Source organism: Arthrobacter pascens, assembly GCF_030816475.1.
Lineage (GTDB): Bacteria > Actinomycetota > Actinomycetes > Actinomycetales > Micrococcaceae > Arthrobacter > Arthrobacter pascens_B.
Map to the genome: position 1 here is coordinate 3725915 of NZ_JAUSXF010000001.1, position 15998 is coordinate 3741912.

Sequence of the window (15998 nt, forward strand, 5' to 3'; positions counted from 1 at the left end):
CGCCTCTTCCCAGTGAAGCAGCGACGGCGCCGGGAGACGATGCCTACTCGGTCACGTTTTGCGCTCGGTTCGGTCTCGCCTTCCAGCGCTCCCTCACCTTTCGCACCGTTTTGCCGAACGCTCCCTCACCTTTCGCAGGACTATGGGAACGCTCCCTGAACGACGACGACGGCGGCACGGCTCCGGCGCGGAACGTCACCGCGGAGCCGGCCGCCGCCGTCGTTCTTCAGCAATCGCTAGGCGTCGAGAAGGTCTTTGTCCTTGTCCGGGCGCAACCGGGACCAGGCGTCGCCCTGCTCACGGTCCAGGTGGGTGGCCTTCTTGTTCTTCAGCGCGAAGATGTAGACGAGCAGCGAAATGGCTATCGCCACCGTGACGTAGGTGAAGAACAGGTTAACTTGGCCGGACTGCTGCAGGGCGGCACCGATGAGCGGAACCGTGCCTCCGAAGAGGGAATTGGCCACGGCGTAGCCAAGTCCCAGGCCAAGGGCACGGATGGAAGCCGGGAACAGCTCAGCCTTCACCAGGGCATTGATCGACGTGTAGCCGCCAACGATCAGCAGCCCGCCGATCATGAGCAGGAAAGCAGTGAACGGGTCCTTGGTGTTGGACAGCGTGGAAAGCAGCGGCCAGGTGAAGAGGACACCGGTGATGCCGAACCACAGGAGCAGCGGCTTGCGCCCCACCTTGTCCGAGATGATGCCGTAGACGGGCTGGAGCAGCATGAAGATGAACAGCGCCCAGAAGTTGATCACGGAGGTGTCGGTCTTGGCGATGCCGGACGTATCGTTCATGAACTTCAGGATGAAGTTGGTGTAGGTGTAGAACGCCACGGTGCCGCCCAGCGTGACGCCGATGCAGATCAGCAGCGGCTTCCAGTACTGGGTGAACAGCAACTTCATGGTTCCGGGCTGGGCCACGCCCTGCACGGCCGGGATCTTGGCGGCCGCGACCTGCTCTGCGGACACTGTTTCTTCCATGGAGCGCCGCAGCCACAGGACCACCAGTGCGGCCACGCCTCCGATGGCGAATGGGATACGCCAGCCCCACCCGCCCAGGTCGCCCTTTGGCATGGCACCCTGCAGGATGACTAACACCAGCAGCGCCAGCATCTGGCCGCCGATCAAGGTGACGTACTGGAAGCTGGAGAAGAACCCCCGGCGCTTGGACGTCGCGGCTTCCGACATGTACGTGGCGCTGGTGCCGTACTCGCCGCCCACGGAGAAACCCTGGAGAACGCGGATCAGGACCAGCAGGATCATGGCCCAGATCCCGATGACATCCTGGGTGGGCAGCACGGCAATGGCGAACGAACCTGCGGACATCAGCGTGACGCTGAGGGTCAGCGCGGCCTTGCGGCCCTTGCGGTCGGCGTAGCGGCCGAAGAACCAGGCGCCGATGGGGCGCATCAGGAACGACGTCGAGAAAACCGCCATCGCTTCGAGGCCGGCCTGGAGGTCGTCGGTGGGGTTGAAGAAATGGGACTGGAAGTAGGCTGCGAACACTGTGTAGACGTACAGGTCGTACCACTCCACCAGGTTGCCGGCTGAGCCTTTGAGGATGTTGCCGACGGCCTTGCGGGTCCGGGCTGCCTCACTAAGGGGCATGGTCTGCTGGGTGCTCATCGCTGAACCTTCCTTGGCGGCGCCGCCACGGGTAACCGTTCCGGATTTAGGGTGGTGCTGTCCATGGCAACATTGCTCATGGTTCCTCCTCGACATTGAAGGCCGCCTGAATGGCGGGGACTCCCCTCAAGGTATTGGTGATCCACGGCACAGCCAACGCTGCGGGGCATTTCCTAACACTTCCTTAGGTTTCGCCCCGGCAGGGTGTGAAAAGGGGTAACCTCCAATGCGGGCAGGGATGCAGGTGCCCATCAAGGAAAAGGGACCAAGCCATGGAAGTGCTCATCGTCGAGGACGACGACGCCATGGCGTCCGCGCTGGAGGCAGCCGTCGTCTCCGCCGGCCACAAAGCAAGCCGGGTGGCACGGGGTGCAGACGCCCTCCTCGCCCACCGCAGGGCAGAAGTGATCCTGCTGGATCTGGGGCTTCCGGATATCGACGGCCTCGACGTGCTGCGTAAGCTTCGCCAGGTCACGCAGTGCCCCATCCTGATCCTCACCGCCCGTGACGATGAACGGAGCGTGGTGCTGGGGCTAAGGTCAGGTGCCGACGACTACCTGGTCAAGCCCGTGAAGCTGGTCGAGCTGCTGGCGCGCATTGAAGCCGTCACCAGGCGGACCAACCGTCACACGGCTGACAGGCAACAGAACATCGTGCTGGGAGATCTCGACGTCGACCTCCGCCGGCGCGTGGCGGCCCTCGGCAGCCAGGTGCTTCCCCTGACTGCCACGGAGTTCGACCTGCTCGCCCTGTTGGCCCAACACGCAGGCTCGGTGGTCACACGGGAACAAATCCTGGACGCGCTGTGGGGCGATGCTTTCCTCGCATCCTCCCGGTCCCTTGACGTGCACCTGACGGGGCTGAGGGCAAAACTCCAGTTGCCCGGGTTCATCATCAATGTCCGCGGCGTCGGCTACCGGATCGAGGCGGATCCCGCGTGAAGCTGCGCGTCCTCGGAGTCCTCAGCCTCCTGTGCGTGGCCATGGTCATCGTCGTGTGCAGCGCCATCCTGGCCTCTGCCAGCCGGGAGCTCACGCAGGAGGTCCAGATCAACCGGGTTGCCGCACTCAACCGGATCGCGCAGGTAGCCTACGATGCGGCGGTGGACGGCGATTCCAGTCAACTCCAGCGGGAGATGGACAGGTACTCCGGGCTTTACGGCGAGGGAATCCTGGTCCGCCTGCAGGAAGGAACCCTGCGATCCGGCGGCCTGGGCGAGGACCGGGCTGACGTCCGGGACGCGGTAGCCAGGGCCAACCTGAACCTCAGCGACACAACACTCGCCCCGCTACAACCGTTTGGAACAGGGTCTGAAGTGATCTCCCGGTCCTTCGGAAGCGCCAGCCAGGTTCTGGGCGAGGCCGTCCTCGAGGTCAACCTGGATGCGGCCCGGGAGAAACTGCGGGAACGCTGGCTCGTCGTCGGACTTGCGGCCTTCGCGCTCGGGGCCGTGCTCCTCCTGGGTGCAGCGCGTGTGTCCGGCTGGGTACTGCGACCCGTTCACCGGCTAAATTCGGCCGTCACCGAACTCGAGGCAACGGGCCGGACGAGTCAGCTTCCGGAGGACGGCCCGCCTGAACTCAGGGAATTGAGCCGTTCGTTCACCACGATGGCGCGCACCGTCAGTGACAGCATCGAGTCCCAACGCCAGTTGATAGCCGACACGTCCCACCAGCTGCGCAATCCTGTGGGCGCCCTGCGGTTGAGGATCGATCTGCTGCAGTTGGAACTGCAGACGCCCGGGGAGCATACCGCGGCGGCAGGAGTGCTGGCAGAACTTGAACGGGTGGAAGAGATCCTGGACGGCGTGCTAAAGCTGGCCGCAGCCGAGCATCGCGTGTCCGAAGACTCTGCCCGAGGCACACTTGGACCGGCTCCTGAAGGTGACAAGACCGCCGTCGACCCCTTTCCAGTCCTCCAGGGAGAAGTGGAACGTGCAGGACCCGCCGCGGGGCGCGCGGGGGCTTCGATCGTGCTGGCAGCGCCGCCCGACCCGGTCGTGCAGGTGTCCTGCAACCCCCATGAACTGGCCCAAATGGTCGGGGAACTGCTGAATAATGCCATCAAGTATGCGCCCGGCGCGCGGATCTCGGTTTCCGTCCGCGAGCGTGCGGGAGGAGCGGTCATCGAAGTATCCGACGACGGCCCCGGGCTTGCCGCCGACGAAAGAGCTGCTGCCACCACGAGGTTCTGGCGGTCGCCCCAGCACCGGGAGATCCGCGGCAACGGCCTGGGCATGACCATCGTGGACAAACTGGCGGCGGCTAACGGGGGTCGCCTGGTACTGGCCGAACGGTCACCCCACGGCCTGGAGGCCCGCATCGAGTTCCCACGCCCGTCGGCCTGGCCCGACCAGGAGCATGGGCATGGCTGAATCGATCCGCTCCCTTCCGGCAAGGAGGAGTGCCCTGAAGGCCGGGCTCGCCGCCGGGCTGACGGGCCTCCTCATGCCGGCCATCAATGCTTGCACCCCTGAGGCTCGTCCCGGCAACGTGACAGTGGCAGGCGGCGAGGCTGGAGGTTTCTACCTTGAGTTTTCGACGCTGCTGGCCGATGCCCTTCAGCGCCATGGCGTGGCTGACCACGCCGCTGCGCTGACCACCGGGGGCAGCCTGGACAATCTGGATTACCTTCTGACCGGCAAGGCCACCTTCGCCGTCGCACTGGCAGATGCAGCCGCCCAGCAGGCGGCAGCGAAAAGCCCGTCAAACATTGCTGCCTTGGGAAAAGTGTACGAAAACTATGTGCACTGCGTGGTCCGCAGGGACAGCGGCATCCGGGACTTTGACGGGCTTGTCGGCAGGACCGTGGCCGTTGGCGAGCCTGGTTCAGGTACGTCATTGACCACTCCCCGCCTGATCGAGGCTGCGGGGCTGAGCGCCACTTTGGGTGGCAACGGCAAGACCATCACCGTCATGAACCTCGGGCTCAATGCCGGCCTGGCCGCGCTGCAGAGCGGCTCAGTGGATGCCCTCTTCTGGTCCGGAGGCGTGCCCACCGCTGCCATCGCGGCCGCAAACAGGGAAGCCGGGCTGGCTTTCCTCGATCTCTCTTCATTGCTCCCGGCAATGCGGAAACGCTACGGCGCTTTCTACGATCGGGTGCTGATCCCCGAAGGCAGCTACGAGGGCATTCCGGCTGTCTGGACGGTGGGCGTGGCCAACCTGCTCCTGTGCCGCAGCGATCTGGATGAAACCATTGTGAAGAGGACTGTTGAGCTGCTGGTGGGGTATGCCCAGGAACTCATTCCGAAGTCCAGTCTGGGGGTCCAGTTCCTGAGTCCCGAAACGCTTATCAACACGGCGGAACTGCCCCTGCACCCCGCGGCGGCGGAGGCCTACAGGGCCCTCCACGGCTAAGGCTGCCCTCCCCTGCCCTTTCGCATCACGCACAGCAGACTTTTGTACCGCACGGGCACGTCAATCCGTGGATTCCCGGGCAACGGAGGAAGCGAGGACCCAAAAGCGTGCCCTGCGTGACGCCGGCCGCCCTAAGACAGGACCTCAGCTCCCCGAGTGCGCCTGCAGGAAGCTGTACACCTCGGTCTCGTCCACGCCCGGGAAGGCCCCCGGCGGCATGGCGGCGAGCAGGTGCGAGTGCGCCCGCGCCGACGGCCAGGCGTTGCCGGCCCATTCAGAGGCGAGGGACGCCGGAGGACGCTTGCAGCAGCTCTCGTCCGGGCACGTGGACTTGGACCGCTCGGTGGTGTCCCGGCCGCGGAACCATTTCACGTGCGCGTACGGCACCCCCACGGAGAGCGAGAATTCGCCGTTGGCCGAGCGTTCAGTCCGGGCGGTGCACCAGTAGGTTCCGGCCGGGGTGTCGGTGTACTGGTTGTAGGCACGGAACTTGTCAGCTACGTCGAACACCACGCGTGATGTCCATTGCTTGCACGACGGCTGGCCTTCGATGGCGCCGGTGTGGTCCTGCGGGAACGTCACACCGTCGTTCTCGTAGGCCTTGTAGATGATGCCGCTCTGGTGCGTTTTCTGGAAGTGTGTGCGGATGTCCAGATGCTGCGTGGCGAGGTTGGTGAACCGGTGGGCGGCGGTCTCGTAGGACACCGCGAAGGCATCCCGGATATCCTCGACGGCGATTTCCTTGGCCTGCTTGGCCTTCTGCAGGAAGTCCACCGTGGCCTTCTCCGGCAGCATCAGGGCCGCCGCGAAGTAATTGGTGGCCACGCGCTGCATCAGGAAATCGCCGTAGTTTTTGGGTGTCTGGTGGCCCAGGACGTAATGCCCCAACGCCTGCAGCAGGACCGACCGGGGATCGTGGTCGGTCCGCTGGTTCTGGGTCAGGTAAATTCTGTGGTTCTTAAGATCGGTCACCGACCGCGTTGAATGCGGCAGGTCGCCCACGTGGTGGAGGCTGAATCCGAGGTGGGCGGCGATGTCGGCAATGACGTGCTGGGACAGCGGGCCGGTGGTGTGCCCGACGCTCGTCAGCACCTTCTGGGCCTCCGCCTCGTACTCGGGAAAGTAGTTGTTCCGCTCCCGCATCATGGCCCTCAGTTCACCATTGGCACGGCGGGCCTCCTCAGGTGTCGCGATCTGCTCGTTCAGCTTCCGCTCGAGCTCGTGCTGCAGTCCCACCATGGACTCGAGCACGTCCATGGGAAGACGCGAGCTGATGCGGATTTTGGGCAGGTTGAGTGACTCGTAGAGGGGGCTTCGCTGGTACCGTTCCAGCTCGATTTCCAAGGCGGCTCGGCGGTTGGGCGGCTCGGCCCCGAGCAGCTGGTCGATCCCCACATTCAGCGCTGCCGCGAGCTGCTGGAGGAGCCCCAGTTTCGGCTCCCGCTTGCCGTTTTCGATCAGGCTCAGCTGGCTCGGGGCAGTCCCGACGGCGGCGCTCAGGCCATCGAGTGTCAGGCCTGCCGCCTTGCGCAGGTGGCGGACGCGGCGGCCCAGGCTGATCACGTCCAGTTCCCCGGCGGCAACAGACGACGGCGGGGCAGGGGCTTTGCGGTTCCAGCTTGAAGGCGACATTTCTTGAGGATACGCGAAGAAGTGCATTTCTTTCCATGCTTTTCCCCTATTGAAAGGGTTGGAAGTGCTGAAAAGTAGTGATCACGGAAAGAAACACCGCACCGGGGAAGCCGGCGGGACTGCAATGGCGCAGCTCCTGCCGCTGTAAACCACCCCGGAGCTCAATCAAGGAGATCAACGATGACTGCAGCATTTGAGCCTACCCAGGAAACGACAAGCGAGCAGGCTGCCGCCCTGGAGCTCGAGTGGGCCGCCAACCCGCGCTGGGAAGGTGTGACCCGGGACTACAAGGCTTCCGACGTCGTCCGTCTCCGCGGCCGTGTCTCCGAAGAGCACACTCTTGCCCGCCGCGGTTCGGAGAAGCTGTGGAAGCAGCTCACCGAGGAGCACCGGACCGGTGGCTACACGAACGCCCTGGGCGCGTTGACCGGTAACCAGGCCGTGCAGCAGGTCAAGGCCGGCCTGCGGGCCATCTACCTTTCGGGCTGGCAGGTCGCAGCGGACGCGAACAACTCCGGCCACACCTACCCGGACCAGTCCCTCTACCCGGCCAACTCGGTTCCCACCGTGGTCCGCCGGATCAACAACGCTTTGCTGCGGGCGGATCAGATCGAGTTCTCCGAGGGCATCCAGACCGTTGAGGACTGGATGGTGCCGATCATTGCCGACGCCGAGGCAGGCTTCGGCGGCCCGCTGAACGCCTACGAGCTCATGAAATCCATGATCCAGGCCGGCGCGTCAGGCGTGCACTGGGAGGACCAGCTCGCGTCTGAGAAGAAATGCGGGCACCTCGGCGGCAAGGTCCTGATCCCGTCCCAGCAGCACGTCCGGACGCTGAACGCGGCCCGCCTGGCGGCCGACGTCGCCGGCACCCCGTCGGTGGTCATTGCCCGGACCGACGCGGAGGCAGCCACCCTGATCACCTCCGACGTCGACGAACGGGACCAGGAATTCATCACCGGCGAGAGGACCGCGGAGGGCTTCTACAAGGTCCGCAACGGGATCGAACCCTGCATCGCCCGCGCCAAGGCCTACGCCCCGTACTCGGACCTGATCTGGATGGAGACCGGCACCCCTGACCTGGAACTGGCCCGGAAATTCGCTGAAGCCGTCAAGGCCGACTTCCCGGACCAGATGCTCTCCTACAACTGCTCGCCCTCGTTCAACTGGCGCAAGCACCTGGACGACGCCACGATCGCGAAGTTCCAGCGCGAACTCGGCGCCATGGGCTTCACGTTCCAGTTCATCACCCTCGCCGGCTTCCACGCCCTGAACTACTCGATGTTCGACCTCGCCCACGGCTACGCCCGGGAAGGCATGAGCGCCTACGTCGAGCTCCAGGAAAAGGAATTCGCCTCCGAGTCCCGCGGCTACACCGCGACCAAGCACCAGCGCGAAGTCGGTACCGGCTACTTCGACGACATCGCCACCGCGCTCAACCCGAACGCCTCCACCCTCGCCCTGGTCGGATCGACCGAAGAGGGCCAGTTCCACTAAAACTTAGCGTTCGACGGCGGGCCTTGCCTCCGGCCTTCGGACCGGCATCGCTCGGCGTGCTATTCCCCATGGCCGGCTTCTTACCTCGCTGAGCGAGGACGAAGCCGGCCACAGGGCCCCTTTTACGCACGCTGCCGCGGTACCGGCTCCTTCGGCCTTGTGCCTCACTCACCGCAGTGCCGCTACCCGCCGTCGAACTCCTCTTTTCGTCTTTAAGGAGACTGAGATGAATACCTTTACTGACAGCTTCACTATTAATGGCATTACCCTGACTGCGCAGCCCATCTGCCGGCAGGACGAGGTGCTCACGCCCGACGCGCTCGAGTTCGTTGCGAGACTGCACCGGGCCACGGCTGAGCGGCGGCAGGAACTGCTGCAGGCACGCCGGACCCGGCGGGCTGACATCGCCGGCGGCCAGGACCCCCGGTTCCTCCGGGAAACCGAGGACATCCGCAATGACCCGTCCTGGCGGGTCGCTCCCCCCGCCCCCGGGCTGGAGGACCGGCGCGTGGAAATCACCGGCCCGGTGGATAAGAAAATGACCATCAACGCCCTGAACTCCGGCGCCAGGGTCTGGCTCGCCGACATGGAGGACTCCTCCACCCCCACCTGGCGCAACGTCATCAAGGGCCAGCTGAACCTCACCGACGCCCTCGAACGCCGCATCGACTTCACCAGCCCGGAGGGCAAGGAATACAAGCTGCGCCCCGCCGGGGAACTGCCCACCATCGTGGTCCGCCCCCGCGGCTGGCACCTGCCCGAAAAGCACATGCTCATCGACGGCACCCCGATAGCCGGCGGCATCGTGGACTTTGGCCTGTTCTTCTTCCACAACGCCCGCCGCCTCCTCGCCCAGGGCAAAGGCCCGTACTTCTACCTGCCCAAGATCGAAAACCACCTCGAAGCACGGCTCTGGAACGACATCTTCATCCTCGCCCAGGACCTGCTCGGCATCCCGCAAGGCACCATCCGCGCCACCGTGCTGATCGAAACCATCACCGCCGCCTTCGAAATGGAAGAAATCCTCTACGAACTGCGCGACCACGCCGCCGGCCTGAACGCCGGCCGCTGGGACTACATCTTCTCCCTGATCAAGAACTTCCGCACCCGCGGACCCCGGTTCGTCCTGCCCGACCGCGCCCAGGTGACCATGACCCAGCCGTTCATGCGCGCCTACACCGAACAACTCGTCCGCGCCTGCCACAAACGCGGCGCCATGGCCATCGGCGGCATGGCCGCAGCAGTGCCCAACCGCAAAGACGAGGCCGCCAACGCCAATGCCTTCGAAAAAGTCCGCGCCGACAAAACCCGCGAAGCCAACGACGGCTTCGACGGCTCCTGGGTCGCCCACCCCGACCTCGTTCCCATCTGCCGCGAAGTATTCGACTCCATCCTCGGCGAGAAGCCCAACCAGCTGCACCGCACCCGCGAAGACGTGACCCCCGACGACGCCGCCCTGATCAACGTAGCCGCCACCGAAGGCACCATCACCGAACAGGGCATCCGGAACAACATCGAAGTCGGCATCCGCTACATCGAATCCTGGCTCCGCGGCAACGGCGCCGTCGCCATCCACAACCTCATGGAAGACGCCGCCACCGCCGAAATCTCCCGGTCCCAGCTCTGGCAATGGATGTACGCCTCCGCCATCACCGATGAAGGCGAGATCATCACCCACCAGTGGATCGAAGAGCTCCTCGACGAAGAGTTCGCCCGACTCGAACGCTTCGACGGCGACCGCTTCGAAGACGCCCGCGACATCTTCGAAGAAGTCACCCTGGCCCAGGACTTCCCGTCCTTCCTGACCCTCCCCGCCTACGCCAGGTACCTGACCGAGGCCCGCGAAAAGGCAACCGTCGAGGAACTCGCCGCGGCCTGAGGTCCCGGTAACCGTCCAGACTTCCGTTCGCCGGGCCGGCACGCCCTTCGCAACAGGTACCCCGAAATCCGGGGAGCCGGCCCGGCGACGGAACCACTTGGAGAAGGCGCGGCACCCGCCAAGTCGACTCCATGCGATCCACCGACGCTCTCTCACTTAATGTCACAAAACCAGGGACGCTCTCTCACTTTCCTCAAGAAAGTAAGAGAGCGTCGGTCGTTAAACTGCATTAAGTGAGAGAGCGTCCGGGAAAGGGGAAGAAACGTACGACGGCGGGCCGGGTCAGCGCCCTTTGGGCACCAGCCGCACGGAAAAGGTGGTGCAGATGAAGAAAATCAGGACCGAGGCCAGCACCACCAGCAGCGCCGGCGTCCAGGAACCCGACACATCATGCACGAATCCGACGAGCGGCGGCGCCACCGCACCAAAGCAGTATCCGACTCCCTGGACTGTAGCGGACATCCGGCCTGCGGCTGCCTGGTCCCGTGCCAGCTTGATGATTGCGATGAAAATCAACGTAATGCCGCCGCCTTGGGCAACCCCGCCGAAGGCAGACCACAGCCACCACAAATCCGGAACCAGCAGCAGCCCGGCCGGCACTGCCGTCCAGAGGATACCCAAGGTGACCGCCGTCGTCGTCGTACTGAAGTATTTGGCGGCGAAGGGCACACCCAGGCCCCCTACTATCGCGAGGATCTGGAAAATCGAGGATCCGGCACCGGCAGCGGAGGCGGGCATGCCAAGCTCATCGTTGAGGTAGCTCGGCAGCCAGGCCGTCACGGCGTAGTAGGAGCAGGCCTGCCCGGCGAATCCCGCGGTCAGTCCCGCAGTAATCCAGGCGGAACCCTTGACCGCCGGATGGTCCTGCCCACCCGGCACCACAGCATCGGAGGGCACAAACGCGCTCCGCGGCCCGACGGCGGTCGCCCAAAACGCCATCGCCACCACGGCCAGGATGCCCACCGAGGCAAGGGCAGCACGCCAGCCGGCCAGCTCAGCCAGCGGGGCCGTGACCATCGATGTCAGGAAGGATCCGATGTTCAGGGCCGCCGTGTAGATACCCATGGCTGTCCCCTGGCGCAAAGTTGAAAAATCGCGCCTGATGATCAGGGGCACAGCGATGTTCCCGATAGTGATTGCCAGACCGATCAGGACAGTTCCGGCGACCACCAGCACAGGGCCGCCAGACGATCGGACTATGATCCCGGCCAGCACTCCGAAGAGGGTGAGTGTCACGGCGAACTCTGCCCCGAACTTCCGGGCAGCCAGGGATGCCAGTGGAGCGGACAGGGAGAAACAGAGCACCGGGATGCTGGTCAGGAGCCCCAGCATGACAGGCGAGAAGCCCAAATCGACCTGCATGACGGGCACCACAGGGGCGACCGCAACAAACGGCCCGCGCAGGTTCAGGGCCAGCAGACCGATGCAGGCCAGCAGGATCCAGCCGTTCGGGACCCTGGCTAGGAGCCGTCCGTTCATGAGGTTTCTCCCGGCTTTAAACATGATTTCATCACTCCCATTGCTATCACGGACGCGCGGGCACCCATACCAACCGGCCGGGAAGATGAATCCCTGCCATACGATGAACCCAACGTCATGAACCCGGCGCCCCGGGAGCGCCGGCAGTATTCACGGCCTAGGAACTCACAGCCCAGACAAACGGACAAAGGAATGCACATGCAGCACCGGCTCGCCATCCTGGACGACTACCAGGACGTGGCGCACGGATTCGCCGACTGGGCCGCGCTCGAGCAGGACGGCGTGTCCATCACCGTCTTCAGGGAACCGTTCGCCTCCCAGGAGGCACTCGTGGCGGCGCTGGCAGGAGTGCAGATCGTCATTGCCATGCGCGAGCGGACGCCTTTTCCCCGCTCCGTCTTGGAAAAGCTGCCCGGCCTCAAGCTGCTGGTGACCACCGGCATGGCCAATGCTTCCATCGATATCGCCGCTGCGGCGGAACACGGCATCACGGTCTGCGGAACCTCGGGCTCGCCCACTGCCGCCCCCGAGCTGACCTGGGCCCTCTTGCTGGCCATCGCACGGAACCTCCCGGCCGAGGACAGGTCCCTGCGCGCCGGCACGTGGCAGACCACTGTTGGTTTCGAACTCGCGGGCAAGACCCTGGGAGTAGTGGGGCTGGGCAAGATCGGCCGCAGAATTGCCGCCTACGGACAGGCCTTTGGGATGGACGTTCTGGCCTGGAGCGAGAACCTGGCAGACGAGACCGCTGCGGATGCCGGTGTGCGTAAGGTCAGCAAGGAGGAACTCTTTCGAAACTCCGACATCGCCACCCTGCATCTGCGCTTGTCCCCGCGCTCGGAAGGCATCGTGGGCGAGCAGGAGCTTCGGCTGCTCGGGCCGGAAGGCATCCTGGTGAACACCGCGCGCGGTCCGCTGGTTGACCAGGATGCCCTGGTCCGCGCCCTGACGGAGGGCTGGATCGGGGGAGCCGCGCTGGACGTCTTCGACCAGGAACCACTGCCGGCCGGGCACCCGCTACTCGCCGCGCCGAATACGGTGCTGTCACCGCATCTGGGCTATGTCACCCGGGAGAGCTACCGGCAGTTCTACGGCGGGGCCTTCGAGGACGTCAAAGCCTGGCTGGCGGGCTCGCCCGTCCGGGTTATTTCCGGGTAGCGGCTTGGGACATGCTAGCCGGTCGCCTGGAGCGTGGCCTCGATGACGGCGGGGGACAAGATGTACTGGGTGACCATCTGGCTGGCGCCCAGGATTGCGGCCTGGTCACCGGCCACGGACGGCCCGATCCGCAAATGGGTGGTGGCCAGCGGCAGCGAGCGCCTGTAGACAACTTCCCGAACACCCGCCATGAGGTGCTCCCCGGCCTGACCCAGGCTTCCCCCGATGACAATGACGGAAGGGTTGAGCAGGTTCACCACGGTAGCGAGCACGTCCCCTACATCGCGCCCGGCCTGGCGCAGGGCCTGGATGGCTTGCAGGTTGCCGTCAGCCACCAGCCGGAGCACATCGCTCCCCTTGGCCGCGGGAATCCCCTGCCGGTTCAGTCCGGCGGCCACTGCCGGGCCTGAGGCGAGCGCTTCCAGGCAGCCGTAGTTGCCGCAGCGGCACAGCACCTCGTCGCCGCGGGGGACGCGGACGTGGCCCAGATCCCCGGCGGTGCCGTTAGCACCGCGTTGCAGTTCCCCGTTACTGATGATCCCAGCGCCGATGCCGGTGGCCACCTTGACGAGCAGGAAATTGTCGTGCTCGGGCCAGTGCGCCGTGCGCTCGCCCAGGGCCATGATGTTCACGTCATTGTCCACCAGGACGGGAACAGGCAGGGAGCGCTGGACGTAACGGACGACGTCGAACCCGTCCCAGCCCGGCATGATGGGCGGCTTAACCGGCCTGCCCGTGGCATGCTCCACGGGCCCGGGCAGGCCGATCCCCACCCCTGCGAGGTCATTCAGGCTCCGCCCGGCAAGCGCAAGGAGGGAAAGGCCCTCTTCAACTACCCTGTCCAGCACGGTTTCAGGGCCTTCGGCCACATCCTGCGCCAATCGCTGTTCTGTCAGGACGCGCCCGGACAGATCGGTGACGGCAACAATGACGTGGGTGGCCCCGACGTCGACTGCAAGCACCGCGCGGGCCGCCGGATTGAAGGCAAAGCGCGACGGCGGCCTGCCGCCGCTGGAGTTCGCCTCACCCGCCGGCCCCACCAGCCCGGAAAGAATCAGGGCATCGATCCGGGAGGCCACGGTGGAACGCGCCAGACCTGTGGTCAGCGCAAGCTCTGCGCGGGTCCGCGCCTTGCCGTCGCGCAGTAGCTGGAACAGGTCTCCGGCCCGCGCGAGAGTGCCGCCGTTGTCAGGGGCAGTCGTGTCTGTTCCGGGCATGAGGCTCATGAACAAGTGATAGCACAGCCCCTTCTGTATGTCACGCCTGAAAAGTATGACAATTGATTTTCAACTTTCGCTTGACGCTCGGCAGAAGTCCCTCTAGCTTTGGGTGTGAGGCAGCCCACTGGCCTGGGAACGATCCAGGACCGCAGCAGCCATCCAACCCCAATGACGAGGAGAGACAGTGTCATACTCGATCCAGCTCTACACGGTCCGAAAGGCCCTTGAAGAGGATCTCGCAGGAACCATCCAGCACCTGGCAGAAATCGGCTTCACCATGGTTGAGCCCTACCGCTTCGTTGCCAAAGCCGCCGAACTGAAGCAGGCTTTGGCAGACAACAATCTCACCGCCCCCTCGGGCCACGCGCCACTGCTCCAGGAAAACCAGGACGAAATCTTTGCCGCCGCCCGGCAGCTGGGCATTGGTACTGTCATTGACCCGCATGTGCCCGTTGAGCGTTGGAACTCTCTCTCAGACATCAAAAAGACCGCAAATCAGCTCAACGCTGCGGCCGCCAAAGGGGCCGAATACGGTGTCCGGGTCGGCTACCACAATCACTGGTGGGAGGTTGAGTCCGTCATCGACGGCAAGACCGCCTTGGAGCACCTGGCGGACAACCTTGATCCCGCCGTCGTGCTGGAACTCGATACCTACTGGGCCGCTGTTGGCGGCCAAAACCCCGCGGAGCTCCTGGCGCGGCTTGGCGATCGCGTCAAGTTCATCCACATCAAGGACGGCCCGCTGACCTCAGACCCGTCGAGCCAGACCGCCGTGGGTGACGGAAAGATGGCCATCTGGGACGTCATTGCCGCCGCAGGTTCCATTGAGGCCGGGGTCATTGAACTCGACGACTTCCAGGGCGATATGTTCGACGCGGTCCGTGACAGCTACAACTACCTCAGCGCCGGAAAGGTATCCGCATGAGCCGCGACGCAGCGAAAACAGGGCCGGTTGGAGTCGGAATCATTGGGGCCGGGGTCATCAGCAAGGAGTACCTGGACAACCTCACCAGCTTCCCGGACGTCAAGGTGGTGGCCATCGGCGATCTCTTCCAGGAATCGGCGGCCGCGAGGGCCGCTGAGTATGGCGTCCCGGTCCACGGCGGCGTGGAGGCGGTGCTGGGCAACCCGGACGTTGAGATCGTGATCAACCTGACCATTCCGGCAGCCCACGTCGAGGTCGCAACGCAAGCCGTCAACGTCGGAAAGCACGTGTGGAGCGAAAAGCCGTTCTCCTTGGACCGCGAAAGCGGCCTGGGGCTGCTCAAGACCGCAGACGCCGCAGGTGTGCGCCTTGGCTGCGCGCCTGACACCTTCCTGGGCGCCGGACTGCAGACAGCCCGCCGCATGATCGAGCGCGGTGACATCGGTGCACCGCTCACGGCCCTTACCCTGATGCAGTCCCCAGGACCGGAGTCATGGCACCCCAACCCGGCTTTCCTGTTCCAGGACGGCGCAGGCCCGCTTTTCGATATCGGCCCGTACTACCTGACCACCCTGGTGCAGACCTTCGGCAGCATCCGCAGGGTTGCCGCCTTCGGCTCCAGGTCCAAGGAAACCCGTGTGATCGGTTCGGGTCCCAAGGCCGGTGAAGAGTTCGCTGTCACGGTGCCCACCCATGTGAGCTCGATCCTGGAGTTCGAGGGCGGGGAATCCGCGCAGAGCATCTTCAGTTTCGATTCACCCCTCAAGCGCGCCGGTTTCGTTGAAATCACCGGCACAGAGGCCACCATCGCCTTCCCCGATCCCAACAGGTTCGACGGCGAAGTCAGGATTTGTGCAACGGGATCGGACGACTGGACCACAGTACCTTCCGTCGGCTCCACGGCAAGCCGGGGCGCAGGCGTCCTGGAAATGGCCCGCGCCATCCGCGAAGGCCGCCCGCACCGCGCCCAGGGCGAGCTGGCGTTCCATGTGCTGGACACCATGGCCTCCATCGCAGAGTCCATCGACACGCGTGCCTTCGTCGACGTCGAGAGCTCCGCTGCGCCGGTACCGGCCCTGCCGGAGGACTGGGACCCCACCGCAGCAACACTGTCGGCCTAGAGGACTGGATTGGTTGCCGGCCCGGTTAGCGGGCCGGCAACCAGGGCCTACCATGCCCGCTACGAACTGCCAGGACCGCCCAGGATGGGCGCTTGTATCACTC

12 protein-coding genes are annotated in these 15998 nt (G+C 64.9%); 8 read left to right on the plus strand and 4 right to left on the minus strand.

Annotation, left to right across the window (positions count from 1 at the left end; genetic code table 11):
- Nucleotides 1-236: 236 nt before the first annotated feature.
- Nucleotides 237-1625, minus strand: coding sequence for an MFS transporter (locus QFZ40_RS17030; RefSeq protein ID WP_306905825.1), 1389 nt, complete (start codon nt 1623-1625; stop codon nt 237-239).
- A 272-nt stretch (nt 1626-1897) separates the two neighbouring features.
- Between QFZ40_RS17030 and QFZ40_RS17035 the strand changes: the two genes are divergently transcribed.
- The 3 genes from QFZ40_RS17035 to QFZ40_RS17045 are packed head-to-tail and all read left to right on the plus strand — an operon-like array spanning nt 1898 to nt 4984.
- Nucleotides 1898-2566, plus strand: a complete 669-nt coding sequence (locus QFZ40_RS17035; protein ID WP_306905826.1) for a response regulator transcription factor — start codon at nt 1898-1900, stop codon at nt 2564-2566.
- A complete protein-coding gene (locus tag QFZ40_RS17040) occupies nt 2563-3999 on the plus strand; it encodes a sensor histidine kinase (RefSeq protein ID WP_306905827.1) in 1437 nt (478 codons plus the stop codon). The genes QFZ40_RS17035 and QFZ40_RS17040 overlap by 4 nt, the downstream gene beginning before the upstream one ends.
- Nucleotides 3986-4984: a TAXI family TRAP transporter solute-binding subunit gene (locus tag QFZ40_RS17045; protein WP_373427444.1), complete on the plus strand. Its 999-nt coding sequence runs from the start codon at nt 3986-3988 to the stop codon at nt 4982-4984. The genes QFZ40_RS17040 and QFZ40_RS17045 overlap by 14 nt, the downstream gene beginning before the upstream one ends.
- A gap of 144 nt (nt 4985-5128) precedes the next feature.
- Here the strand turns inward: QFZ40_RS17045 and QFZ40_RS17050 are convergent, their stop codons facing one another.
- Nucleotides 5129-6643 (minus strand): helix-turn-helix transcriptional regulator, encoded by a 1515-nt coding sequence (locus QFZ40_RS17050; protein ID WP_306905830.1) that lies wholly within the window; start codon nt 6641-6643, stop codon nt 5129-5131.
- 153 nt (nt 6644-6796) lie between these two features.
- Here QFZ40_RS17050 and aceA point away from each other — a divergent pair, with 153 nt between their 5' ends.
- Both aceA and aceB read left to right on the plus strand, forming a co-directional pair.
- A complete protein-coding gene (gene aceA, locus QFZ40_RS17055; RefSeq protein WP_306905831.1) occupies nt 6797-8113 on the plus strand; it encodes an isocitrate lyase in 1317 nt (438 codons plus the stop codon).
- Between the two features lie 226 nt (nt 8114-8339).
- Nucleotides 8340-9992: a malate synthase A gene (gene aceB, locus QFZ40_RS17060; RefSeq protein WP_306905832.1), complete on the plus strand. Its 1653-nt coding sequence runs from the start codon at nt 8340-8342 to the stop codon at nt 9990-9992.
- 282 nt (nt 9993-10274) lie between these two features.
- Here aceB and QFZ40_RS17065 read toward each other — a convergent pair whose 3' ends face one another.
- Nucleotides 10275-11471 carry an MFS transporter gene (locus tag QFZ40_RS17065; RefSeq protein ID WP_306905833.1) on the minus strand — a complete coding sequence of 399 codons (1197 nt, stop codon included), beginning with the start codon at nt 11469-11471 and terminating at the stop codon, nt 10275-10277.
- Nucleotides 11472-11669: 198 nt separating this feature from the next.
- On the opposite strand from QFZ40_RS17065, the gene QFZ40_RS17070 reads away from it, so the two are divergent.
- A complete protein-coding gene (locus QFZ40_RS17070) occupies nt 11670-12629 on the plus strand; it encodes a D-2-hydroxyacid dehydrogenase family protein (protein ID WP_306905834.1) in 960 nt (319 codons plus the stop codon).
- A 14-nt stretch (nt 12630-12643) separates the two neighbouring features.
- Here QFZ40_RS17070 and QFZ40_RS17075 read toward each other — a convergent pair whose 3' ends face one another.
- The gene (locus QFZ40_RS17075) at nt 12644-13855 is read right to left on the minus strand and encodes an ROK family transcriptional regulator (RefSeq protein WP_306905835.1); all 1212 of its coding nucleotides are present in this window, start codon (nt 13853-13855) and stop codon (nt 12644-12646) included.
- A 178-nt stretch (nt 13856-14033) separates the two neighbouring features.
- Between QFZ40_RS17075 and QFZ40_RS17080 the strand changes: the two genes are divergently transcribed.
- Together QFZ40_RS17080 and QFZ40_RS17085 are read left to right on the plus strand one after the other, a co-directional pair.
- A complete protein-coding gene (locus QFZ40_RS17080) occupies nt 14034-14774 on the plus strand; it encodes a sugar phosphate isomerase/epimerase family protein (RefSeq protein ID WP_306905836.1) in 741 nt (246 codons plus the stop codon).
- Nucleotides 14771-15895 (plus strand): Gfo/Idh/MocA family protein, encoded by a 1125-nt coding sequence (locus tag QFZ40_RS17085; protein WP_306905838.1) that lies wholly within the window; start codon nt 14771-14773, stop codon nt 15893-15895. The genes QFZ40_RS17080 and QFZ40_RS17085 overlap by 4 nt, the downstream gene beginning before the upstream one ends.
- Nucleotides 15896-15998: the final 103 nt, after the last annotated feature.